Annotated in this window: 22 protein-coding genes; 8 read left to right on the forward strand and 14 right to left on the reverse strand. The window is 70.7% G+C overall.

The features are described from left to right. The 6 genes from ABD329_RS28415 to ABD329_RS28440 form a co-directional block, all read right to left on the reverse strand. Window positions 1-1,257, reverse strand: a complete 1,257-nt coding sequence (locus tag ABD329_RS28415) for a cysteine desulfurase (RefSeq protein ID WP_198276408.1) — start codon at window positions 1,255-1,257, stop codon at window positions 1-3. Then, the gene (gene sufC / locus ABD329_RS28420) at window positions 1,254-2,018 is read right to left on the reverse strand and encodes a Fe-S cluster assembly ATPase SufC (protein WP_037949644.1); all 765 of its coding nucleotides are present in this window, start codon (window positions 2,016-2,018) and stop codon (window positions 1,254-1,256) included. Before sufC ends, ABD329_RS28415 begins: the two co-directional genes overlap by 4 nt. A gap of 7 nt (window positions 2,019-2,025) precedes the next feature. Continuing rightward, window positions 2,026-2,349 carry a non-heme iron oxygenase ferredoxin subunit gene (locus tag ABD329_RS28425; protein ID WP_198276409.1) on the reverse strand — a complete coding sequence of 108 codons (324 nt, stop codon included), beginning with the start codon at window positions 2,347-2,349 and terminating at the stop codon, window positions 2,026-2,028. Next, complete coding sequence (gene sufD / locus ABD329_RS28430; RefSeq protein WP_198276410.1) at window positions 2,346-3,515, reverse strand: Fe-S cluster assembly protein SufD; 1,170 nt, start codon at window positions 3,513-3,515, stop codon at window positions 2,346-2,348. The genes ABD329_RS28425 and sufD overlap by 4 nt, the downstream gene beginning before the upstream one ends. 93 nt (window positions 3,516-3,608) lie before the next feature. Beyond that, the gene (gene sufB / locus ABD329_RS28435; protein WP_198276411.1) at window positions 3,609-5,030 is read right to left on the reverse strand and encodes a Fe-S cluster assembly protein SufB; all 1,422 of its coding nucleotides are present in this window, start codon (window positions 5,028-5,030) and stop codon (window positions 3,609-3,611) included. Next, on the reverse strand, window positions 5,027-5,827 hold the full coding sequence (locus ABD329_RS28440) for a helix-turn-helix transcriptional regulator (RefSeq protein ID WP_198276412.1): 801 nt from the start codon (window positions 5,825-5,827) through the stop codon (window positions 5,027-5,029). Before ABD329_RS28440 ends, sufB begins: the two co-directional genes overlap by 4 nt. Window positions 5,828-6,022: 195 nt before the next feature. On the opposite strand from ABD329_RS28440, the gene ABD329_RS28445 reads away from it, so the two are divergent. The 3 genes from ABD329_RS28445 to ABD329_RS28455 all read left to right on the forward strand — a co-directional run bounded on the left by ABD329_RS28445 (window position 6,023) and on the right by ABD329_RS28455 (window position 8,809). Then, window positions 6,023-6,949: an ABC transporter ATP-binding protein gene (locus tag ABD329_RS28445; protein WP_198276413.1), complete on the forward strand. Its 927-nt coding sequence runs from the start codon at window positions 6,023-6,025 to the stop codon at window positions 6,947-6,949. After that, window positions 6,946-7,719, forward strand: a complete 774-nt coding sequence (locus ABD329_RS28450) for an ABC transporter permease (protein ID WP_198276414.1) — start codon at window positions 6,946-6,948, stop codon at window positions 7,717-7,719. The genes ABD329_RS28445 and ABD329_RS28450 overlap by 4 nt, the downstream gene beginning before the upstream one ends. Window positions 7,720-7,804: 85 nt before the next feature. Next, window positions 7,805-8,809 carry a COX15/CtaA family protein gene (locus ABD329_RS28455; RefSeq protein ID WP_198276415.1) on the forward strand — a complete coding sequence of 335 codons (1,005 nt, stop codon included), beginning with the start codon at window positions 7,805-7,807 and terminating at the stop codon, window positions 8,807-8,809. Here ABD329_RS28455 and ABD329_RS28460 read toward each other — a convergent pair. The 3 genes from ABD329_RS28460 to ABD329_RS28470 form a co-directional block, all read right to left on the reverse strand. After that, window positions 8,779-9,915: an amidohydrolase gene (locus ABD329_RS28460; RefSeq protein ID WP_246618351.1), complete on the reverse strand. Its 1,137-nt coding sequence runs from the start codon at window positions 9,913-9,915 to the stop codon at window positions 8,779-8,781. The two genes, ABD329_RS28455 and ABD329_RS28460, sit on opposite strands and share 31 nt — an antisense overlap. Window positions 9,916-10,001: 86 nt before the next feature. Then, window positions 10,002-10,427, reverse strand: coding sequence for a hypothetical protein (locus ABD329_RS28465; RefSeq protein WP_198276416.1), 426 nt, complete (start codon window positions 10,425-10,427; stop codon window positions 10,002-10,004). A 24-nt stretch (window positions 10,428-10,451) separates the two neighbouring features. After that, window positions 10,452-11,402, reverse strand: coding sequence for a heme o synthase (locus tag ABD329_RS28470; RefSeq protein WP_198276417.1), 951 nt, complete (start codon window positions 11,400-11,402; stop codon window positions 10,452-10,454). 384 nt (window positions 11,403-11,786) lie between these two features. Between ABD329_RS28470 and tkt the strand changes: the two genes are divergently transcribed. From tkt to pgl, 5 genes are read left to right on the forward strand one after another with little or no spacing between them, the layout of a single operon-like run. Then, window positions 11,787-13,865: a transketolase gene (tkt, locus tag ABD329_RS28475; RefSeq protein WP_198276418.1), complete on the forward strand. Its 2,079-nt coding sequence runs from the start codon at window positions 11,787-11,789 to the stop codon at window positions 13,863-13,865. A gap of 44 nt (window positions 13,866-13,909) precedes the next feature. Next, a complete protein-coding gene (gene tal / locus ABD329_RS28480) occupies window positions 13,910-15,028 on the forward strand; it encodes a transaldolase (RefSeq protein WP_198276419.1) in 1,119 nt (372 codons plus the stop codon). Between the two features lie 4 nt (window positions 15,029-15,032). Further along, complete coding sequence (zwf, locus tag ABD329_RS28485) at window positions 15,033-16,556, forward strand: glucose-6-phosphate dehydrogenase (protein WP_138911200.1); 1,524 nt, start codon at window positions 15,033-15,035, stop codon at window positions 16,554-16,556. Then, window positions 16,553-17,719 carry a glucose-6-phosphate dehydrogenase assembly protein OpcA gene (gene opcA, locus ABD329_RS28490; protein ID WP_198276420.1) on the forward strand — a complete coding sequence of 389 codons (1,167 nt, stop codon included), beginning with the start codon at window positions 16,553-16,555 and terminating at the stop codon, window positions 17,717-17,719. Before zwf ends, opcA begins: the two co-directional genes overlap by 4 nt. Continuing rightward, entirely contained in the window at window positions 17,716-18,498 is a 783-nt protein-coding gene (gene pgl, locus ABD329_RS28495; RefSeq protein WP_198276421.1) for a 6-phosphogluconolactonase, read from the forward strand. Before opcA ends, pgl begins: the two co-directional genes overlap by 4 nt. A 76-nt stretch (window positions 18,499-18,574) precedes the next feature. Here the strand turns inward: pgl and pgi are convergent, their stop codons facing one another. The 5 genes from pgi to tpiA form a co-directional block, all read right to left on the reverse strand. Next, a complete protein-coding gene (gene pgi / locus ABD329_RS28500; RefSeq protein ID WP_198276424.1) occupies window positions 18,575-20,227 on the reverse strand; it encodes a glucose-6-phosphate isomerase in 1,653 nt (550 codons plus the stop codon). Between the two features lie 51 nt (window positions 20,228-20,278). Beyond that, window positions 20,279-21,517, reverse strand: coding sequence for an MFS transporter (locus ABD329_RS28505; protein WP_344317109.1), 1,239 nt, complete (start codon window positions 21,515-21,517; stop codon window positions 20,279-20,281). A gap of 159 nt (window positions 21,518-21,676) precedes the next feature. Continuing rightward, entirely contained in the window at window positions 21,677-22,012 is a 336-nt protein-coding gene (locus ABD329_RS28510) for an RNA polymerase-binding protein RbpA (protein WP_009718803.1), read from the reverse strand. 219 nt (window positions 22,013-22,231) lie between these two features. Beyond that, window positions 22,232-22,459, reverse strand: a complete 228-nt coding sequence (gene secG, locus ABD329_RS28515) for a preprotein translocase subunit SecG (protein ID WP_014059875.1) — start codon at window positions 22,457-22,459, stop codon at window positions 22,232-22,234. 113 nt (window positions 22,460-22,572) lie between these two features. Continuing rightward, on the reverse strand, window positions 22,573-23,349 hold the full coding sequence (gene tpiA, locus ABD329_RS28520; RefSeq protein WP_198277458.1) for a triose-phosphate isomerase: 777 nt from the start codon (window positions 23,347-23,349) through the stop codon (window positions 22,573-22,575). Between the last annotated feature and the right edge of the window lie 5 nt (window positions 23,350-23,354).

Here is a 23,354-nt window from a genome sequence, read left to right on the forward strand (position 1 = left end):
CTACCCGAAGAAGTTCCGTACGTGCTCCAGGCCCTCGACCAAGGCGTCGACCTCGGCCGGCGTGGAGTACAGATAGAACGACGCTCGGGTGGTCGCCGGAATTCCGTAGCGCAGGCATACGGGGCGGGCGCAGTGGTGACCGACCCGGACCGCGATCCCCTGCTCGTCCAGCACCTGACCCACATCGTGGGGGTGGATGTCACCGAGCGTGAAGGAGATCGTGGCACCGCGCTCCTCGGCCGTGGTGGGGCCGATGATGCGCAGGTCCGGCACCTCCAGGAGCCTGCCGACCGCGTAGTGCGTCAGGGCGTGCTCATGGCGGGTGATGTTGTCCATGCCGATCGAGGTGAGGTAGTCCACGGCCGCGCCGAGGCCGACGGCCTGGGCGATCGGGGGGGTACCGGCCTCGAACTTGTGCGGCGCCGGGGCGTAGGTGGACGAGTTCATCGAGACGGTCTCGATCATCTCGCCGCCGCCGAGGAACGGAGGCAGGTCCTCCAGCAGCTCCTGGCGGCCCCACAGCACCCCGATACCGGTCGGGCCGCACATCTTGTGGCCGGTGAAGGCCACGAAGTCGGCCTGGAGCGCCTGCACGTCCAGCAGCATGTGCGGGGCGGCCTGGGAGGCGTCGATCACCACGAGGGCGCCGACGTCCTGGGCGCGGCGGACGATCGCCTCGACCGGGTTGACCGTGCCGAGGATGTTGGAGACCAGCACGAACGAGACGACCTTGGTCTTCTCGGTGATGATCTGCTCTATCTCCGACAGGTCGAGGCGGCCGTCCTCGGTGAGGCCGAACCACTTCAGCTTCGCGCCGGTGCGCTGCGAGAGCAGCTGCCACGGAACGATGTTGGAGTGGTGCTCCATCTCGGTGATGACGATCTCGGTGTCCTGGTCCACCCGGTAGGGCTCATCGGCCCAGCCGAGCATGTTGGCCACCAGGTTCAGCGACTCCGACGCGTTCTTGGTGAAGATCACCTCGTCGCGGCTGGGAGCGTTGATGAAGGCGGCGACCTTGTCGCGGGCGCCCTCGTACAGCGCCGTGGCCTCCTCCGCGAGCACATGGACGCCCCGGTGCACATTGGCGTTGGAGCGCTCGTAGTAGTCGTTCAGCACGTCCAGCACCTGGCGCGGCTTCTGCGAGGTCGCCGCGTTGTCCAGGTAGACGAGCCGCTGGCCGTCGTGGACGACCCGGTCCAGGATCGGGAAGTCCTTGCGGATCGCCTCGGTGTCGAGGAGGCCCGGCAACTGTGTCACTCGGACGCGCCTCCCTTCACGTACTCCTCGTAGCCCTCTTCCTCCAGCTTGTCGGCGAGCTCGGGACCGCCGGACTCGGCGATCCGGCCCGCCGCGAAGACGTGGACGTGGTCGGGCTTGATGTACCGCAGGATGCGGGTGTAGTGGGTGATCAGCAGGGTGCCCACCTGGCCGGACTCGCGGACCCGGTTGACGCCCTCGGAGACCACCCGCAGCGCGTCCACGTCGAGGCCGGAGTCGGTCTCGTCGAGGATCGCGATGGCCGGCTTCAGCAGCTCCAGCTGGAGGATCTCGTGGCGCTTCTTCTCACCGCCGGAGAAGCCCTCGTTCACATTCCGCTCGGCGAAGGAGGGGTCGATGTGGAGGCGCTCCATGGCCTCCTTGACCTCCTTCACCCAGGTGCGCAGCTTGGGCGCCTCGCCGCGGATCGCGGTCGCGGAGGTACGCAGGAAGTTGGAGACCGAGACGCCGGGGACCTCGACCGGGTACTGCATGGCGAGGAAGACACCGGCGCGGGCGCGCTCGTCGACGGACATCGCGAGCACGTCCTCGCCGTCCAGCGTCACGGTGCCGCCGGTGACCGTGTACTTCGGGTGACCGGCGAGCGAGTAGGCCAGGGTGGACTTGCCGGAGCCGTTGGGGCCCATGATGGCGTGCGTCTCGCCCTGCTTCACAGTCAGGTCGACACCGCGCAGGATCTCGCGGGGGCCGCCCTCGGCGTCGACGGAAACGTGCAGGTCGTGGATCTCAAGCGTGGCCATGGGTGCCTCAGGACTCCTGGGTGACGGAGACGAGCACATCGTCCCCTTCGATCTTTACGGGGTATACGGGGACCGGGCGCGTCGCGGGGAGGCCGGACGGCTTTCCGGTGCGCAGGTCGAAGCTGGAGCCGTGCAGCCAGCACTCGATCTGGCAGTCCTCCACCTCGCCCTCGGACAGCGAGACGTTCGCGTGCGAGCAGATGTCGTTGACCGCGAACACCTCGCCCTCGGTGCGCACCAGAGCGACCGGCACGCCCTCGAGCTCGACCCGCTTGGGGGTGTCTTCCTCGAGTTCGCCCAGCGCGCAGGCGCGTACGAAGGTCGGGGTCATCCTACGGACGCCTCCAGCTCGGCCTCGATCTTGGCGATGAGCCGCTCCTCCAGCTCGGGGAGCCCGATCTGCTGGACGAGCTCGGCGAAGAAGCCGCGGACCACCAGACGGCGGGCCTCGTCGGCCGGGATGCCGCGCGCCATCAGGTAGAACAGCTGCTCGTCCTCGAAGCGGCCGGTCGCGCTCGCGTGACCGGCGCCGACGATCTCACCGGTCTCGATCTCCAGGTTCGGCACCGAGTCGACGCGGGCGCCGTCGGTGAGGACCAGGTTGCGGTTGAGCTCGTAGGTGTCGGTGCCCTCCGCGGCGGCCCGGATCAGCACGTCGCCGATCCACACCGCGTGCGCCTCCGCGCCCTGGAGCGCGCCCTTGTAGGCCACGTTGCTGCGGCAGTGCGGGGTGTCGTGGTCGATGAAGAGCCGGTGCTCCTGGTGCTGGCCGTTGTCGGTGAAGTACAGGCCGTAGAGCTCGGCCTCACCGCCCGGGGCGCCGTAGACGACCCGCGGGTGGAGCCGCACCAGATCGCCGCCGAAGGTGACGACCACGGACTTGAAGGTGGCGTCCCGGCCGACCAGCGCGGTGTGCTGACCGGCGTGGACCGCGGTGTCGTCCCAGTCCTGGACCGAGACCACGGTGAGCTTGGCGCCGTCGCCGATCAGGTACTCCACATTGGCGGCGACCGTGGCGTCACCGGTGTGGTCGATGACCACGACCGCCTCGGCGAAGGCGCCGACCTCGATCACCTGGTGGCCGAAGGCGGTGCCGCCCTCGCCGTGCACGGCGATCCGCACCGGCTCGGTGAGCACCGTCTCCTTGGGCACCGAGACGACCGACGCCTTCTCGAAGGAGCTGTACGCCTGGGCCGCCACCCGGTCCACCGGCTTGCCGGCCTTCCCCAGGCGCGCGTCGTCACGGCCCACGGTCTCGACCGTGACGCCCTCGGGGGCGGTCACCTCGACCTTGACGCCGCCGTCGGCGACGGCCGTGCCGTCGTGGAGACCGCGCAGCCGCTCCAGCGGGGTGAACCGCCACTCCTCCTCGCGGCCGAGGGGCACCGGGAAGTCGGCCACGTCGTACGACGCGAGCGCGCTGACCCGGGCATCGGTGGGCTGGCCCACCTGGATGACGCCGTCCGTGGTGGATCCGGCCGGGATGGTTTCAGCCATGGCTGTCGTACTGCTCTCTTTCTGCCTGATGGGCCTGAATGGGGTGCCCGGGCGGAGGACCTCGGCCTCCGCCGGGCGGGAAGGGGGGTGGCGTCAGCCGACCGCGCCCTCCATTTGCAGCTCGATCAGCCGGTTGAGCTCCAGGGCGTACTCCATGGGCAGCTCGCGCGCGATCGGCTCGACGAAGCCGCGCACGATCATCGCCATGGCCTCGTCCTCCGACAGACCGCGGCTCATCAGGTAGAAGAGCTGGTCGTCGCTGACCTTGGAGACGGTCGCCTCATGCCCCATGGACACGTCGTCCTCACGGACGTCCACATAGGGGTAGGTGTCCGAACGGGAGATCGTGTCGACGAGCAGGGCGTCGCACAGCACGTTGGACTTGGAGCCCTCGGCGCCCTCGCCGATCTCGATCAGACCGCGGTAGGAGGTGCGGCCACCGCCGCGCGCCACCGACTTGGAGACGATGTTCGACGAGGTGTGGGGGGCCATGTGGACCATCTTGGCGCCGGCGTCCTGGTGCTGGCCCTCGCCCGCGAAGGCGATGGACAGGGTCTCGCCCTTGGCGTGCTCACCCATCAGGTAGACGGCGGGGTACTTCATGGTCACCTTGGAGCCGATGTTGCCGTCGACCCACTCCATGGTCGCGCCCTCGTAGGCCACGGCGCGCTTGGTGACCAGGTTGTAGACGTTGTTCGACCAGTTCTGGATGGTCGTGTAGCGGCAGCGGGCGCCCTTCTTGACGATGATCTCGACGACCGCGGAGTGCAGCGAGTCCGACTTGTAGATCGGCGCGGTGCAGCCCTCGACGTAGTGGACGTAGGCGTCCTCGTCGACGATGATCAGCGTCCGCTCGAACTGGCCCATGTTCTCGGTGTTGATGCGGAAGTACGCCTGGAGCGGGATCTCCACGTGCACGCCCTTCGGCACGTAGATGAACGAGCCGCCGGACCAGACCGCCGTGTTCAGCGAGGCGAACTTGTTGTCGCCCGCCGGGATCACGGTGCCGAAGTACTCCTTGAAGAGCTCCGGGTGCTCCTTGAGCGCGGTGTCGGTGTCCAGGAAGATGACGCCCTGCTCCTCCAGGTCCTCACGGATCTGGTGGTAGACGACCTCGGACTCGTACTGGGCCGCGACACCCGCGACGAGGCGCTGCTTCTCGGCCTCCGGGATGCCCAGCTTGTCGTACGTGTTCTTGATGTCCTCGGGCAGGTCCTCCCAGGAGGCGGCCTGCTGCTCGGTGGAGCGGACGAAGTACTTGATGTTGTCGAAGTCGATACCCGACAGGTCCGAGCCCCAGCTGGGCATGGGCTTCTTGTCGAAGAGCCGCAGGCCCTTCAGACGGAGCTTGAGCATCCACTCCGGCTCGGACTTCTTCGCCGAGATGTCGCGTACGACCTCCTCGGAGAGGCCGCGCTTGGCCGAGGCGCCGGCCACGTCGGAGTCGGCCCAGCCGTACTCGTAGTTGCCCAGACCCTCGAGCTCGGGGTGAGCGGTCTCCGTGGGGAGAGTCATTCGGGGTTCCTCCCGGCCGTGCTGGCAGATGCGGTGGTGGTCTTGGTGGTGCTGGTTTCGGTCTTCTCGACCTTGCCGGTCTTCGGAACGAACGTCGTGCACACCCCGTCGCCATGGGCGATGGTGGCCAGACGCTGCACATGGGTTCCGAGCAGCTGGGAGAAGACCTCGGTCTCCGCCTCACACAGCTGCGGATATCGCTCGGCTGCGTGGGCGACCGGGCAGTGGTGCTGGCAGAGCTGTTCGCCGACCGGCGCGCTGCGCGCCGTAGCAGCGTACCCGTCCGCGGAGAGTGCACCGGCGAGCGCTTCGGTGCGGCTGCCGGGGGCGGCGGCCTCGACGGCGCCGCGGTACTCCTCCGCCTGGGCGGCGAGCCTGGCGCGGGCGAACGCCGCGACCGCGGCACGCCCCGCCTCACCGCCTCCGGCGCTCTGCTCGATCCAGCGGAGAGCGTCGACGGCGAGCTTGTCGTAGGCCTGGTCGAAGGCGTCGCGACCGCAGTCGGTGAGCGCGAAGACCTTGGCCGGGCGGCCGCGCCCCCGCGCCCCGTACACCCTCTTCTCTCGGGGCTCGACGACGCCGTCGGCGACGAGGGTGTCCAGGTGGCGGCGGACGGCCGCCTGGGTCAGCTCCAGCCGCAGGGCGAGCTCCGCCGCGGTGGAGGGACCGTGGTCGAGGATGGAGCGCGCCACCCGGTTGCGGGTGCCGTGCTGCTCTTCCGGCGCGGACGCGGGCACGCCAGACCGCGCGGCCGCTTCGGCCGCGCGCTCGTTCGGAGCCTCGCTCGCGTATTTCACAACGCCATTGTTGCGTAATTCTCCGGCGATCCACAAGCGAGGAGTTCGCCGGTTCCGGTGGGGTACGTCACTTAGGTCTGCCTAAGTCCGAGACCCGGGCTCACCTGCGGCGACGCCTTCGGGCCCGGATGGCGGGCACCGCGGCTTCCGGCCCTGCCGCCCACGGAGGGCCCCGGGATTCGTAGACTGCCGGGCATGCGAGAAGAGCCCGCGGTCGACATCGTCGGCCTGGTCAAGCGGTACGGCCCGAAGACCGCGGTCGACGGGCTCGACCTGTCCGTCGGCCGGGGCTCCGTGACCGCCGTTCTGGGCCCCAACGGAGCCGGTAAGACCACCACCGTCGAGACCTGCGAGGGGTACCGCCGCCCCGACGCCGGGACGGTCCGGATACTCGGGCTCGACCCGGTCGCGGACGCCCCGGCGCTGCGCCCCCGGGTCGGGGTGATGCTCCAGTCCGGAGGCGTTTACTCCGGCGCGCGCGCAGAAGAGATGCTGCGCCACACCGCCTCCCTCCACGCGCATCCGGTGGAGGTGGGTCTGCTGATCGAGCGGCTCGGCCTCGGCTCCTGCGGCCGGACCACCTACCGGCGGCTCTCCGGCGGTCAGCAGCAGCGGCTCGCGCTCGCCATGGCCGTCGTCGGCCGCCCCGAGCTGGTCTTCCTCGACGAGCCGACCGCCGGACTCGACCCACAGGCCCGCCGCGCCACCTGGGACCTCGTCCGCGATCTGCGGGACGACGGGGTCACCGTGATGCTGACGACCCACTACATGGACGAGGCCGAGCAGCTCGCCGACGATGTGGCGATCATCGACGGCGGCAAGGTGATCGCCCGGGGCACCCCGGAGGAGCTGTGCCGGGGCGGCGCCGAGAACACCCTGCGCTTCATCGGCCGCCCCGCGCTCGACCTGGCCTCGCTGCTCAAGGCGCTGCCCGCCGACTCCACGGCCGCCGAGCTGACACCCGGCTCGTACCGCGTCACCGGCAAGGTCAACCCCCAGATGCTGGCCACCGTCACCTCCTGGTGCGCGCAGAACGGGGTGATGCCGGACCGGATCTCGGTCGAGCGGCACACCCTCGAGGACGTCTTCCTGGAGCTCACCGGTAAGGAGCTGCGAGCGTGACCGCCACGGGCACTTTTCTCCCCAAGCCGGGGGCGGCCCCGCTGCCGCGGATGATCCGCGCGCAGGCCGCGCTGGAGACCCGGATGCTGCTGCGCAACGGTGAGCAGCTGCTGCTGACCGTCGTCATCCCGTCCCTGGTGCTGGTGCTCTTCAGCACCGTCGACATCGTCGACACCGGTTCGGACGGCAGCACCGTGGACTTCCTGGCGCCCGGCGTCCTGGCGCTCGCCGTGCTGTCCACGGCGTTCACCGGACAGGCCATCGCCACCGGCTTCGAGCGGCGCTACGGCGTGCTCAAGCGGCTCGCGGTCTCACCGCTGCCGCGGTGGGGGCTGATGGCCGCCAAGACCTGTGCGGTGCTGGTCACCGAGGTGATGCAGATCGTGCTGCTGACCGCGATCGCGCTGGCGCTCGGCTGGTCGCCGCACGGCGACCCGCTCTCCGTGGCGCTGCTGCTGATCCTCGGCACCGCGGCGTTCTCCGGCCTCGGGCTGCTGATGGCGGGCACCCTGAAGGCCGAGGCGACCCTGGCCGCCGCCAATCTGGTCTTCCTGCTGCTGCTCGTGGCCGGTGGCGTCATCGTGTCGCTGGACAAGTTCCCGGGCGGCGTGCGGAGCGCACTGGAGCTGCTGCCGATCTCGGCGCTCTCGGGCGGGCTGCGGGACGTCCTCCAGGACGGGGCCGGGATGCCGTGGCGGGATCTGGGGATCCTGGCGGTCTGGGCGGTGCTGGGGCTGGGTGCGGCGACCCGCTTCTTCCGCTGGGAGTAACCCCAGACACCGTCACGAACTGCGGCTTTACCGGAATACAACCCCCTCGTGAAAAGCTGCACAAGCGGCGTCCTACGATGGGCGGGTGCCGAATTCGCTGAATCCCTTCGAGCTGATCGCCCGGCGCTGGCAGCCCTCCGCGCGCTTCGTGGAGCGGGCCGCGCTGGCCACCGTGGTGATGGCCGTGGTCATCGTGGTGACCGGGGGCGCGGTCCGGCTCACCCAGTCCGGGCTGGGCTGTGACACCTGGCCGAAGTGCACCCCGTCCAGCCTGACGCCCACCGCCGACATGGGCATCAACGGCGTCATCGAGTTCACCAACCGCATGCTGACGTACGTCCTGTGCGTCTTCGTCGGTGTGCTGATCATCGCCGCGCGGGCCCGTACCCCGGTGCGCCGCTCCCTCACCCGGCTGGGCTGGGCCCAGTTCTGGATCGTGATGGGCAACGCCGTCGTCGGCGGCATCGTGGTCCTCACCGGACTCAACCCGTACATCGTCAGCTCGCACTTCCTGCTGTCCTCCGCGCTCCTCACGGTCGCGATGGTGGTCTGGCAGCGGGCTCGCGAGGGTGACGGCGCGCCGCGCGACCTGATCGCCCGCCCGGCGCGCCAGCTGACCTGGCTGCTGGTCGGCGCGACCCTCGCGCTGATCCTGATCGGCACGGTGGTCACCGGCGCCGGCCCGCACGCCGGTGACGCCCGTGAGGTGCACCGCATCCCGCTGAACTGGCAGGAGATCACCCAGCTGCACGTGGACTTCGTCTACATCGTGCTGGGCCTCACCGTCGCCCTGTGGTTCACCCTGCGGGCCGTGCGCGCCCCCGCCGCCCAGCGCCGTACGGTCGTGGAGCTCCTGGTCGTGCTGCTCGCGCAGGGTGTGATCGGGTACGTGCAGTACTTCACCCATCTGCCCGAGGTCGTCGTCGGCATCCACATGTTCGGCTCCTGCCTGGTGTGGATCGCGGTGCTGCGGGTGCTGCTCGCCCAGCGCGAGCGCGCCGCGCTCCCGGCTGCCGCGCCCGCCCCCACCGGCGACCACGAGGGCGACCACGAGACCGTTCAGCCCGAGCCGGCCGCGTCCAGCCGGTAGACCCGGCGCGCGGTCCCGGCCGCGACCAGCCCGGCGATCCGCTGGGCCTCGGCCCGGGTGCAGATCCCCTCGCCGACCCACTCCTCCGCCAGCCGGGCCATGGCCTGGCCGAACAGCCGGGACGCGGTCACATACAGCTCGGGCAGCGCCCGCGCGCCCGTGGAGAACAGCAGCTTGCCGAACGGCGCCTCGGCCAGGGTCTCCCCGGGCCGCGGACCGGCGTCCGCGTAGACATGCGGGAAGGCCGCGGCGAGCTGGGCCGCCCGGCGGTGGTGCGGCCGGTCCGGCAGCAGCACCAGATCGGTGCCGAAGCCCGCCGTGGCGCGCAGGAAGCCGATGAGCGACTGCGGATCCGCACAGTGCAGCTGCACCGGGAGGCCGGTCGCCACGGCGCTCCACAGCAGGTGCTGGGCGAGCGCGGGGTCGGGGGCGCGGTCCCGGGCCGGGCGTACGGTCAGCGCGAGCCAGCGGGCGGCGGCGCGCCGCACCTCGCGCGGATCGGGCGGGAGCTCGTCGCAGAAGGCGATGCCCATGGCGAAGGCGGTCGCGTGCTGGGCCGCCGCGTACAGCGCCTCGGCGGTGTTGCCGATGAACGCGTCGACCGTGCCGGAGGTGTCGGCGACCTGCTCGGCCAGCGGCTCCAGCCGGACCACCTCGAGGACCGTGCCGTCGGCGGCCGCGGCCAGTTCGTCCGGCGTGCTGAGGTCATCCCGGGCGCCGGACTCCAGCAGGAAGGTGCCGATGCCGGCGCCGCGCAGCAGCAGCCGCGCGGCACGGTAGGCGCCCAGCTCACGGCGGCGGGCGAGATAGCTGACGGGCGCGCAGTGGGGCTCCATGCCCAGGAGCGGGGGGCACCAGCGGCGCACCGCGAGACCGGTCCAGCTGTCGAAGAAGGTGGTGCCGGCGGGGGCGGCGCCGGACCCGGCGGCGGCCGCCAGATGGGTCTCGAACGAGCCGACTCCCAGCTCACCGTCGACCGTGCCGTGACTGTGCTGGTCGACCAGCGGCGGCAGGGTGATCGGCCCCGCCGCCGGACCCGGCCCGTCGCGGGGGACCGGGCCGGTCGGCGGGCCCACGGTGTCCGGGGAGTCCGTCGCCTCGTGCATCGCCGCCCGCCTCCTCGCCCTCCGGCATCGATGGGCTTAACGGACGGAAGGGGCGCGAGGTGTCGCCGGACCCGTTCTCAGGCGTTCTACGAGGCGGCTGCCGGAGGGTTGCCGGGTCCGCCGAGCTGGATGCCCGCCATGCGCGTCCACTCGTAGGGACCGGTGCGCACCTTCGCGGCGAGCTCGCCGTCGAAGTCGTCCCTGAGGGTCAGCCCGGCGAGCTCGGCGGCGCGCCGCGCGCCGTCCTGGGAGGGGGCCACGAGCACGCCCCATTCGCCGTCGTCGCCGACGAGGGCGATCCGGACGGCGCCGCGGCCGATGTGGGCGAGCTGCCCTTCGGCGCCGCCGTGGCTCCCGGCGAAGGCCGTGATCTGGCGGGCGAGCCGCTCGGCCCGCTTCTCATCCTTGGAGGGCTTGGCGGGCTTGGACCGCTCCGCCGGTGCTTCCGGCGCGGAGGGCTGGGCGGCCGACTCGCCGCTCTCGGGTGTCTCCGGCTGGGTGGTGTCTGCCATACAGCCGATGCTACCCGCCGGTAATCACCGCAGGAAAGGGTCCACGGCCACGGCGACGAACAGCAGCGACACATAGGTGATCGACCAGTGGAACAGCCGCATCTCCTTGAGCTTCGCGCCCGTGATCCCGGCCCTGGCGCGCGCCTGGAGACCGTGCGCCTCCTTGAGCCAGAACCCGCCCAGCGCGGCCGCGACCACGGGATAGAACCAGCCGGTGTAGCCCAGCGGCCACAGCAGCAGCGAGACGCCGACCATGGCCCAGCTGTAGAGGACGATCTGGCGCGCGACCGCCTGGTTGCCCGCGATCACCGGCAGCATCGGCACGCTGGCCCGCTCGTAGTCGTCCTTGACCTTCATCGACAGCGGCCAGTAGTGCGGCGGCGTCCAGAAGAAGATGACGAGGAAGAGGATGACGGCGGCCCAGGAGACCTCGTTGGTCACCGAGGACCAGCCGATGAGCACGGGCATGCAGCCGGCGATGCCGCCCCAGACGATGTTCTGCGAGGTGCGGCGCTTGAGCCACATCGTGTAGACGACGACGTAGAAGGCCAGCGCACCGAGCGACAGCATCGCGGACAGCGGATTGACCAGCGCCCAGAACCAGGCCGTCGATCCCACCGCGAGCGCGAAGGCGAAGACGAGGCACTCCCGCGGCGAGACCATGCCGGTCACGAGCGGGCGCTGCGCGGTGCGCTCCATCAGCGCGTCGATGTCCCGGTCGTAATACATGTTGAACGCGGCGGCGCCGCCGGCCGACAGATAACCGCCGACGCAGGTGGCGACCACCAGCCACAGATCCGGGACGCCCTGGGCGGCCAGGAACATGACCGGCACCGTCGTCATCAGCAGCAGTTCGATGACGCGCGGCTTCGTCAGCGCCACGAACGCCAGGACACGGGCCCCGAACGGCCGGTGACCGGAGCTCGTTTCGCTCGTCTCGAGCACCCCCGCAGGACGGGATTCGACGGCCGTCACGCACACCCCTGGTGGAAGCAAGAACAAGCAAGCACCGGACATGAAGAGCCGGTAAAGACTTGCGCGTACCACGCCACTCTAGACGTAGCGGATGCGCCGCCCGCCGCCGGGGTCCCTCGTGTTGTAGGGGCGCGGCAAGGCGCCCGTAAGGCCGCCACGCCCGGGGGGACGGAGGGCCCGGCGGGCCCCGGAACGGCGCCTTCCGTAGGGCTCGGGACGCCCTCCGGACGGGCCCCGGAGGGAATGCGGCAACCTCGGAATTCGTTCCTTATCCCGTTGAGTGGAACTCGAAAAGATGACCGTTGTTCCAGGGGTAGGCTCGACATCGCCGGTGTACATACGGTCACCGGATTTCGACATTGTGGAGAGGAGCCCTGACTCAGGGTGAGCACCAAGCCGACTACCACAGACCTCGAGTGGACCGATCTGGACCAGCGAGCCGTCGACACGGCCCGGGTCCTGGCCATGGATTCCGTACAGAAGGTCGGTAACGGCCACCCTGGCACGGCCATGAGTCTCGCGCCCGCCGCGTACCTGCTCTTCCAGAAGCTGATGCGGCACGACCCCTCCGACGCGGGCTGGGTGGGCCGGGACCGCTTCGTCCTCTCCCCCGGGCACACCAGCCTGACCCTCTACGTCCAGCTGTACCTGGCGGGCTTCGGTCTTGAGCTCGACGATCTGCGGTCGTTCCGCACCTGGGGCAGCAAGACCCCGGGCCACCCCGAGTTCGGCCACACCACCGGTGTCGAGACCACCACCGGCCCGCTGGGCCAGGGCATCGCCAACGCGGTGGGCATGGCGATGGCCGCCCGCTACGAGCGCGGCCTGTTCGACCCGGAGGCGCCCGAGGGCGCCTCTCCGTTCGACCACACCATCTGGGCGATCGTCTCCGACGGCGACCTGGAGGAGGGCATCTCCGCCGAGGCGTCCTCGCTGGCCGGCCACCAGAAGCTGGGCAACATCGTCGCCCTGTACGACGACAACCACATCTCGATCGAGGGCGACACCGCGACCGCGCTCTCCGAGGACGTGCTGAAGCGCTACGAGGCGTACGGCTGGCACGTCCAGCGCATCGAGCAGGCCGAGAGCGGCGACTTCGACATCCACGCGCTGCACGCGGCGCTCAAGGCGGCGCAGGCCGAGACCGAGCGCCCCTCGATCATCGCGGCCCGTACGATCATCGCCTGGCCCGCCCCGAACGCGCAGAACACCGAGGCGTCCCACGGCTCGGCGCTGGGCGCCGACGAGGTCGCCGCCACCAAGCGCGTCCTCGGCTTCGACCCCGAGCAGCACTTCGCGGTCGACACCGACGTCATCAACCACACCCGCGCCCTGGTCGAGCGCGGCCGCGAGGCCCACGCCGCCTGGGACAAGAAGCTCCAGGAGTGGCGGAACGCCAACTCCGAGCGGGCCGCCCTGTTCGACCGGATCACCGCGGGCGAGCTGCCCGAGGGCTGGGAGAGCGCGCTGCCGGTCTTCGAGCCGGGCAAGGACGTCGCCACCCGTAAGGCGTCCGGCCAGGTCCTCAAGGCACTCGGCGGGGTGCTCCCCGAGCTGTGGGGCGGCTCCGCCGACCTCGCGGGCTCCAACAACACCACGATCGACGCGTCCTCGTCCTTCCTCCCGAAGGGCAACCCGCTGCCGGAGGCCGACCCGTACGGCCGCACGATCCACTTCGGCATCCGCGAGCACGCCATGGGCTCGACCATGAACGGCATCGCGCTGCACGGCAACACTCGTGTCTACGGCGGCACCTTCCTGGTCTTCTCCGACTACATGCGCCCGGCCGTCCGGCTCGCCGCGCTGATGAAGCTGCCGGTCACCTACGTGTGGACGCACGACTCCATCGGTCTCGGCGAGGACGGCCCGACCCACCAGCCGGTGGAGCACCTGTCCGCGCTGCGCGCCATCCCGGGCCTGAACGTGGTCCGCCCGGCCGACGCCAACGAGACGGCCATCGCCTGGCGGGAGATCACCCGCCGCCACACCGCGAACCCGGCTCCGCACGGCCTGGCCCTGACCCGGCAGAACGTGCCGACCTACGAGGCCGACGAGAACGCCGCCAAGGGTGGCTACGTCCTCTTCGAGGCCGAGGGCGGCGAGCCGCGGGTCATCCTCATCGGCACCGGTTCCGAAGTGCAGCTCGCCGTGGAGGCGCGCGAGCAGCTCCAGGCCGCCGGAATTCCCACCCGCGTGGTGTCGATGCCCTCGGTCGAGTGGTTCGAGGAGCAGGACAAGGGGTACCGGGAGACAGTGCTGCCGCCGTCCGTCAAGGCTCGGGTGGCCGTCGAGGCGGGTATCGGCCTGACCTGGTACCGCTTCGTCGGCGAGGCCGGCCGCATCGTCTCGCTGGAGCATTTCGGCGCCTCGGCCGACTACAAGGTGCTCTTCCGGGAGTTCGGCCTCACCGCCGAGGCCGTGGTCACCGCCGCCCGCGAGTCCCTCGACGCCGCCGGGCGCTGACCCCCACAGACGACGTAAGTGCGACGAGTAGGAGAACACACCCCATGACAGACGCACTCAAGCGGCTGGCCGACGAAGGCGTCGCGATCTGGCTCGATGACCTCTCCCGCAAGAGGATCACCTCCGGCAATCTGGCCGAGCTGATCGACCAGCAGCATGTCGTAGGCGTCACCACCAACCCGTCGATCTTCCAGAAGGCGATCTCCGGCGGTGACGGCTACGAGCAGCAGGTGGCCGACCTCGCGGTCCGCCGGGTCACGGTCGAGGAAGCCGTCCGCATGATCACCACGGCGGACGTCCGCGACGCGGCCGACATCCTCCGGCCGGTGTACGACGCGACGGGCGGCCAGGACGGCCGGGTCTCCATCGAGGTGGACCCGCGCCTGGCCCACAACACGGCGGCCACCATCGCCGAGGCCAAGCAGCTGGCCTGGCTGGTGGACCGGCCCAACACCTTCATCAAGATCCCGGCGACCGAGGCGGGGCTGCCCGCGATCACCGAGGTGATCGGCCTGGGCATCAGCGTCAATGTCACGCTGATCTTCTCCCTGGAGCGGTACCGCGCGGTCATGGACGCCTTCCTGGCCGGTCTGGAGAAGGCCAAGGCCGCGGGCCTCGACCTACAGAAGATCCACTCGGTGGCGTCCTTCTTCGTCTCCCGCGTGGACACCGAGATCGACAAGCGCATCGACAAGATCGGCACCGATGAGGCCAAGGCGCTGCGCGGCAAGGCCGCCGTCGCCAACGCCCGCCTCGCGTACCAGGCGTACGAGGAGGTCTTCAGCTCCGACCGCTGGGCCGTCCTGGACCGGGCGAACGCCAACAAGCAGCGTCCGCTGTGGGCATCCACCGGTGTCAAGGACCCGGCGTACAAGGACACCATGTACGTCGTGGACCTGGTCGCCCCCGGCACCGTCAACACCATGCCGGAGGCCACCCTGGAGGCGGTCGCCGACCACGGTGAGATCCGCGGCGACGCCGTGCGCGGCACGTACGAGCAGGCCAAGGCCGACCTCGACGCGCTGGCCGGCATCGGGATCTCCTACGACGACGTCGTCCAGGTGCTGGAGGACGAGGGCGTCGAGAAGTTCGAGTCCTCGTGGAACGACCTGCTGAAGTCCACCGAGGCGGAGCTCAAGCGCCTCGCACCCTCGGAGGCGTGAAAACGTGAGCAGCAGCAATCCGCTGCGTGACCCACGAGACCGGCGGCTCCCGCGCATCGCGGGGCCGTCCGGCCTCGTGATCTTCGGCGTCACGGGCGACCTGTCCCGTAAGAAGCTGATGCCGGCCATCTATGACCTGGCCAACCGCGGGCTGCTGCCCCCGGGCTTCTCACTCGTCGGCTTCGCCCGCCGCGACTGGGAGAACGAGGACTTCGCCCAGGTCGTCCACGACGCGGTCAAGGAACACGCGCGGACCCCGTTCCGCGAGGAGGTCTGGCAGCAGCTGGCCGAGGGGTTCCGCTTCGTCCCCGGCGTGTTCGACGACGACGAGGCGTTCGTCCAGCTGCGGGCGACCATAGAGGAGCTCGACAAGGCGCGCGGCACCGGCGGCAACTTCGCCTTCTATCTGTCGGTCCCGCCGAAGTTCTTCCCCACCGTCGTGCAGCAGCTCAAGAAGCACGGGCTGTCGCACGGCCAGGGCGACTCCTGGCGGCGCGCGGTCATCGAGAAGCCCTTCGGCCACGACCTGAAGAGCGCCCAGGATCTCAACCAGGTCGTCCACGAGGTCTTCCGGCCCAGTGATGTCTTCCGGATCGACCACTACCTGGGCAAGGAGACGGTCCAGAACATCCTGGCACTGCGCTTCGCCAACACCATGTTCGAGCCGATCTGGAACCGGTCGTACGTCGACCATGTGCAGATCACCATGGCCGAGGACATCGGCATCGGCGGACGCGCGGGCTACTACGACGGCATCGGCGCGGCCCGCGACGTCATCCAGAACCACCTGCTCCAGCTGCTCGCGCTGACCGCCATGGAGGAGCCCGCCTCCTTCGACGCCTCCTCCCTGGTCACCGAGAAGCTGAAGGCGCTCAGGGCGGTCAAGCTGCCCAAGGACCTGGGCAAGCACACGGTGCGCGCCCAGTACGCCCCCGGCTGGCAGGGCGGCGAGGAGGTGCGCGGCTACCTCGAGGAGGAGGGCATCGACCCCCACTCGAAGACCGACACCTACGCCGCGATCAAGCTGGAGATCGACAACCGCCGCTGGGCGGGTGTCCCCTTCTACCTGCGCACCGGCAAGCGGCTGGGACGGCGGGTCACCGAGATCGCGGTGGTCTTCCAGCGCGCCCCGCACTCCCCCTTCGACGCCACCGACACCCAGGAGCTCGGGCAGAACGCCCTGGTCATCCGGGTGCAGCCGGACGAGGGCGTCACCATCCGGTTCGGCTCCAAGGTGCCCGGCACCTCCATGGAGATCCGGGACGTGACGATGGACTTCCAGTACGGCGAGTCCTTCACCGAGTCCAGCCCCGAGGCGTACGAGCGGCTGCTGCTCGACGTCCTGCTCGGCGAGGCGAACCTCTTCCCCCGCCATGAGGAGGTCGAGCAGTCCTGGCGGATCCTCGACCCGATCGAGGAGTACTGGGACAAGCACGGCAGGCCCGAGCAGTACACCTCCGGGACCTGGGGGCCGAAAGCCGCGGACGAGATGCTCGCACGAGACGGACGGAGCTGGCGGCGGCCATGAACATCGATCTCACGGACACCACGTCCAGCCGGATCAACTCCGCTCTGGTCCAGGCGCGCCGGGCCACCGGTACCCCGGCCGTGGGCATGGTGCTCACCCTCGTCATCGTCACCGACGAGGGCAACCACTACGACGCGCTGCGGGCGGCGAGCGAGGCGTCCAAGGAGCACCCCTCGCGCACCCTGGTCGTCATCAAGCGGCCGGGCCGGTCGCCGCGCGACCGCAAGATGGCCCGGATGGACGCCGAGGTGCGGGTCGGCGGTGAGACCGGCACCGGTGAGACGGTGCTGCTGCGGCTGCACGGCGAACTCGCCAACCACGCCTACTCGGTGGTCCTGCCGCTGCTGCTGCCGGACGCCCCGGTGGTGGTGTGGTGGCCGGAGGACGCCCCGGAGCACCCCGCCGAGGACCTGCTCGGGCAGCTGGCCCAGCGCCGGATCACCGACGCCCAGGCCACCGAGGACCCGGTCGCGGCCCTCGGGCTGCGGGCCGCCACCTACACCCCGGGCGACACCGATCTGGCGTGGACCCGGATCACCCCGTGGCGCAGCGTCCTGGCCGCGGCCCTGGACCAGCGGCACTCCCCGATCACCTCCGCGGTCGTCGAGGGCGAGGCGTACAACCCGAGCAGCGAACTGCTCGCACTGTGGCTCGCCCAGCGGCTGGGGGTTCCGGTGGACCGGCAGGTCTCGGAGGGCCCCGGGCTGACCGCGGTGCGGCTGGAGACGGCCGACGGCGTGATCTGCCTGGACCGGGCCAACGGCTCGCTGGCCGAGCTGGCCATGCCGGGCCAGCCCGACCGGCATGTGGCGCTCCAGCGGCGTGAGATGTCGGAGCTGATCGCCGAGGAGCTGCGCCGGCTGGACCCCGACGAGAGCTACGAGTCGTCGGTGAAGTTCGGCGTGAGCAAGCTGGGCAAGGGCGGCGTGGGGACGCTGGAGCGGGACGCCAAGGCCGCCCCGGCGACCAAGGTGGTGCCGTCCGGGGCGGACCTGCCGCCGCTGCCGACCCGGGATCCGGAGTCGCCGTCGGAGCACGCTCCGGGCTCGCCGAAGAACCCGCCGCAGGCACCGGCGCAGCCGCCGGTGCCCAAGCCCCACCCCCCGAAGTCCCAGGAGCACAAGTCCCAGGAGCAGAAGGCGGACGGGAAGGCGGACACATGACCGCACCACAGGTGGTCGTCCACCGCGACAAGGAGCTGATGGCCCAGGCCGCGGCGGCACGGCTGATCACGAAGATCGTGGACGCCCAGGCCGCCCGTGGCTCGGCCTCGGTCGTCCTGACCGGCGGGCGCAACGGCAACGGCCTGCTGGCCGCGCTCGGCGCCTCCCCGGCGCGCGACGCGGTCGACTGGTCGCGGCTGGACCTGTGGTGGGGCGATGAGCGATTCCTGCCCGAGGGCCACGCGGACCGCAATGTCACACAGGCCCGCGAGGCGCTGCTGGACGCGGTGGAGCTGGACCCGGCGCGGGTGCACGCGATGCCCGCGTCGGACGGCCCCCAGGGCGGCGATGTGGACGCGGCGGCCGAGGCGTACGCGGCCGAGCTGGCCCGGGCCGCGCGGCCGGAGAACCACGGCGCGGTGCCGTCGTTCGACGTGCTGCTGCTGGGCGTCGGCCCGGACACCCATGTGGCGTCGCTCTTCCCCGAGCTGCCCGCCGTCCGGGAGACCGAGCGGATGGTGGTCGGGGTGCGCGGCGCGCCCAAGCCGCCGCCGGTACGGATCTCGCTGACCCTGCCCGCGATCCGCGCGGCACGGGAGGTGTGGCTGCTGGCGGCCGGTGAGGACAAGGCGAAGGCGGTCACGATAGCGCTGTCGGGCGCCGGGGAGCTTCAGGCTCCGGCGGCGGGCGCGCGCGGCCGCCGCCGGACGCTGTGGCTGCTGGACCGGGCCGCGGCGGCGGGGCTGCCGCGCGAGCTGTACCCGCCGGCCTCGCCGTGACCCTCGTATCGGACAGAGACGATCCCCCGGGCGCTCGGAGCGCCCGGGGGATCGTTTCGTATGCGCGGTAAGAGCCTCAGCGGCCGCGCAGCGACCGGTAGGTGGCGACCAGGTGCGCGGTGGAGGCGTCCAGGCCGGGCACCTCGGCGCCCTCGGTCAGGGCGGGCTCGACGCGCTTGGCGAGCACCTTGCCCAGCTCCACCCCCCACTGGTCGAAGGAGTCGATGTTCCACACCGCGCCCTGGACGAACACCTTGTGCTCGTAGAGGGCGACCAGCTGGCCCAGCACCGACGGGGTCAGCTCATGGGCGAGGATCGTGGTGGTGGGGCGGTTGCCGTCGAAGGTCTTGTGCGGCACCAGCTCCTCGGGCACCCCCTCGGCGGCGACCTCCTCGGCGGTCTTGCCGAAGGCCAGCGCCTGGCCCTGGGCGAAGAGGTTGGCCATCAGCAGGTCGTGGTGGGACTCCAGCCCGGGCGGCAGGTCCTTCACGGGCCGCGCGAAGCCGATCAGATCGGCCGGGACCAGCTTGGTGCCCTGGTGGAGCAGCTGGTAGTAGGCGTGCTGGCCGTTGGTGCCGGGAGTGCCCCAGACGATGGGGCCGGTCTGCCAGCCGACGCGGTTGCCGTCCCGGTCCACATGCTTGCCGTTGGACTCCATGTCCAGCTGCTGGAGATAGTCGGTGAACCGCGACAGATAGTGGCTGTAGGGCAGGACGGCATGCGACTGGGCGTCGTGGAAATTGTCGTACCAGATGCCCAGCAGGCCCATCAGCAGCGGGACGTTCTCCTCCGGCGGGGCGGTGGCGAAGTGCTCGTCGACCAGATGGAAACCGGCCAGCATCTCGCGGAAGCAGTCCGGGCCGATGGCGACCATCAGGGAGAGGCCGATGGCCGAGTCATAGGAGTAGCGCCCGCCGACCCAGTCCCAGAACCCGAACATGTTGTCCGTGTCGATGCCGAACTCGGCGACCTTCTCGGCGTTGGTCGACACCGCCACGAAGTGCTTGGCGACGGCCTCCTGACCGGCCCGGAGCCCGGTCAGCAGCCAGTCGCGGGCGGAGACGGCGTTGGTGATGGTCTCGATGGTGGTGAACGTCTTGGAAGCGACGATGAACAGCGTCTCCGCCGGGTCCAGGTCGCGCACCGCCTCGTGCAGATCCGCGCCGTCCACATTGGAGACGAACCGGAACGTCATCGAACGGTCGCTGTAGGAGCGCAGCGCCTCGTACGCCATCTTCGGGCCCAGATCGGAGCCGCCGATGCCGATGTTGACGACGTTTTTGATCCGCTTGCCGGTGTGGCCGGTCCAGTCGCCGGACCTGACGCGGTCGGCGAAGACGGCCATCTTGGCGAGCACGGCGTGCACTTCGCCGACGACGTCCTCACCGTCCAGCTTGATCTCCGCGGAGCGCGGTGCGCGCAGCGCGATGTGCAGCACCGCGCGGTCCTCGGTGGTGTTGATCCGCTCGCCGCGGAACATGGCGTCGCGCAGCTCGGCCACCTTGGTGGCCCGCGCCAGCTCGCGCAGCAGCCGCAGGGTCTCGTCGGTCACCAGGTGCTTGGAGTAGTCGACGTGGAGATCGCCGACCTGAAGGGTGAGACGGCTCCCGCGCTCCGGGTCGCCCGCGAACAGGTCGCGCAGATGAGCGTCGCCCAGCTCCTTGCGGTGTGCGGCCAGCGCATGCCATTCCGGCAGCTGGTCCAGCCTGGTGCGGCCTTCCATGTTCATCTCGGACATCAGCCCACTTCTCGTCGGTACCTGGCCCCCGTGGCCACCAACCTAATTGATGACGAACCGCATTCCCGGAACGAGGGCCGCCACCCCGCAGACGAAGAGCGCGGCGGCCCCCAGCGCCGGCGTGTTCAACCCCCACGCCTGGGCCATCACCCCGCCGAGCAGCGCGCCGAGCGGGGTGCCCGCGATCGACAGGGTGCGGAAGGCGGAGCTCACCCGCCCGAGTACCCCGTCCGGGCTGCGCTGCTGCATCATCGTCACCTCGGTGACGTTCCAGACGATTCCCGCGAAGCCGAAGAGGCCCATGGCGGCGACCGCGACCGGGAGGCTCCGTATCGCCCCCAGGGCGGCCAGGGCGCCGATCTGCGCGGTGCCGCACACCACGAGGGCGCGGACGCGCCCCAGCTTCTCGGTGAGCCGGGCGGCCACCAGTCCCCCGGCCACGCTGCCGATCCCGTAGACGGTGATGACGGCCGCGTACCCGGTGTTCCCGGCGTCCAGCCATCCGGTGATGTGCAGCACCAGGGTGGCGATGAGCGCGCCGATGCCGATGTTGCACAGCGTGGTGGAGGCGCACAGCGCCCGCAGAGTGCGGTCCCGCCACAGCACCGCCAGGCCCTCGGCGATATCGCGCCGCAGCGACCCGCCCGGCGGGCGCGGGGCGCGCTCGGGGGGTGCCGCCCCCAGCGAGGCGACCAGCACGGCGGCGGCGAGATAGGTGGCCGCGTCCGCCGCGTACGGCATCGCGGCGCCGAGGCCGAGCAACACCGGCACCAGCGGGGCGCCCACGAACCGGCCCATGACCTCCTGCCCGGTCATCAGCCGGGCGTTGGCCCGGCCCAGCGCCCGCTGCCCCACCACGGACGGCAGCAGCGCCGTGGCCGCGTTGTCGAACAGGGTCTGTAGCGTGGTGAGGGCGAAGGCGAGGGCGAGCAGCAGCCCGATGGTGGCCCGGTCCAGCCACACCGCGACGGCGAACCCCGCCATCAGGACGGCCCGCACGCCGTCCACCGCCCACATCGCCCGCCGCTGGTCCACCCGGTCCGCGATCGCCCCGCCGATCAGCCCGAACAGCAGCCAGGGAAGGAAGCCGCAGGCGGTCACGAGCGAGACCAGCACCGGCGAATCGGTCAGCGAGACGGCCAGCAGCGGCAGCGCCGCGCCCCGCAGCGCGTCCCCGAACCGGGAGACGACCGCGGCCGCCCACAGCCGCCCGAACCCCCCGCGCCACGCGGGCCCCGCCGGTTCCCCGGCGCCCAGCTCACCGGCGTCCACCGCGGCCATGACGATCCCCCTCCGCCCCCTGCGTCGGCCCCCACCCGGCGGGACGGCTCCCCCCGGTGATCCAGCACCCCACGACCGTAGCCCGCGCCACTGACAACGGCCCGGCCGCGCACCCCTCGCAGGAGGTGCCCGGCCGGGCCGTCGTACCGCGTTGTGCGTCTAGATCTCGCCCCGGAGCTTGGCGAGTGCCTCGGCGAGGATCGCCTCGCCGTCGGCGTCGCTGCGCCGCTCCCGTACGTACGCCAGATGCGTCTTGTACGGCTCGGTGCGCGGCGGGTCCGGCGGGTTGTCCCGATCCTTGCCGGCCGGGAAGCCGCAGCGGGGGCAGTCCCACGTGTCAGGGATCTGCGCGTCGCTGGCGAAGCTCGGCACGGTCTCATGCCCGTTCGAGCACCAGAAGGAGATGCGCAGGCGCGGCGCCGATTCGCCTCGCTCGGCTTCTCCCATCGGCCCCGCCCCGACCCGACTTCCACGGATCGCGTTGCCACTTGCCACGGTCGTAACTCCCTGCGTGATGGTGCCGCGAAGCCTCGATTGGCAGCTTCGCCGCCCGGCGCCCCAGTCTACGTAAGGCCCAACGCGCGTCCAGTGAGAGGAGTTACACCCGTCACGGAGGACGCCATGCCATCATAGGCCGCATATGGGCCCCGCTGACGACGGTACGTCAGTTATCGGGCGTCAGCCGGGCCCCGGACGGACCCCGCCGGCGGACCCTCAGTCGAGCTTCATCAGCAGCCCGAGCACGACGATGCAGACGAACCACAGCAGCCCGACCACCACGGTGATGCGGTCCAGGTTGCGCTCGGCGACCGAGGAGCCGCCCACCGAGGACTGCATGCCGCCACCGAACATGTCGGACAGGCCGCCGCCCTTCCCCTTGTGCATGAGCACCAACATCATCAACAGCAGGCTGAAGATGATGAGGGCGATCGAGAACCCCATGATCACAGCTGGACCAACCTTCTCGGGCTTGTACGGACGTCGGGGGCCGGACGGTGCGATTTCCACCGCCTCGACCCCCGACAGGGTACGACGACGCGCGCGCTAGGGCCTACTCACTGGTCGCGGAAACGAACGATCTTGACGAATTCGTCCGCGTCCAGCGACGCACCGCCGACCAGGGCGCCGTCCACATCCGGCTTGGCCATGATCGCGGCGACGTTCCCGGACTTCACCGAGCCGCCGTACTGGATCCTGACCTTGTCCGCGACCTCCTGGCCGTAGAGCTCGGCGAGCCGGCCGCGGATGGCCCCACAGACCTCCTGGGCGTCCTCGGGGGTCGCGACCTCGCCGGTGCCGATCGCCCAGACCGGCTCGTAGGCGATCACGATGGTCTCGGCCTGCTCGGCCGGGACGTCCTTCAGGCCCCCGTCCACCTGGGCGAGGGTGTGGGCGACCTGGTTGCCCGCCTTACGGACGTCGAGGCCCTCGCCGACGCACAGGATCGGGGTGAGGTCGTTGCGGAAGGCCGCCTTGACCTTGGCGTTGCACAGCTCGTCGGTCTCGTCGTGGTACTGGCGCCGCTCCGAGTGCCCGACGACGGCGTAGGCGCACCTGAGCTTGGCCAGCATCGGGCCGGAGACCTCGCCGGTGTAGGCGCCGGAGTCATGCGCCGAGATGTCCTGGGCGCCGTACTTGATCTTCAGCTTGTCGCCGTCGACCAGGGTCTGCACGGACCGCAGGTCGGTGAAGGGCGGCAGCACCGCGACCTCCACGGCCTCGTAGTCCTTGTCGGCGAGCCCGAAGGCGAGCTTCTGGACGTGGGCGATGGCCTCGAGGTGGTTGAGGTTCATCTTCCAGTTGCCCGCCATCAGCGGAATGCGGTCACTCACGGTGT

The sequence above is a fragment of the Streptomyces javensis genome, from assembly GCF_039525925.1.
GTDB classification, from domain to species: domain Bacteria; phylum Actinomycetota; class Actinomycetes; order Streptomycetales; family Streptomycetaceae; genus Streptomyces; species Streptomyces asiaticus.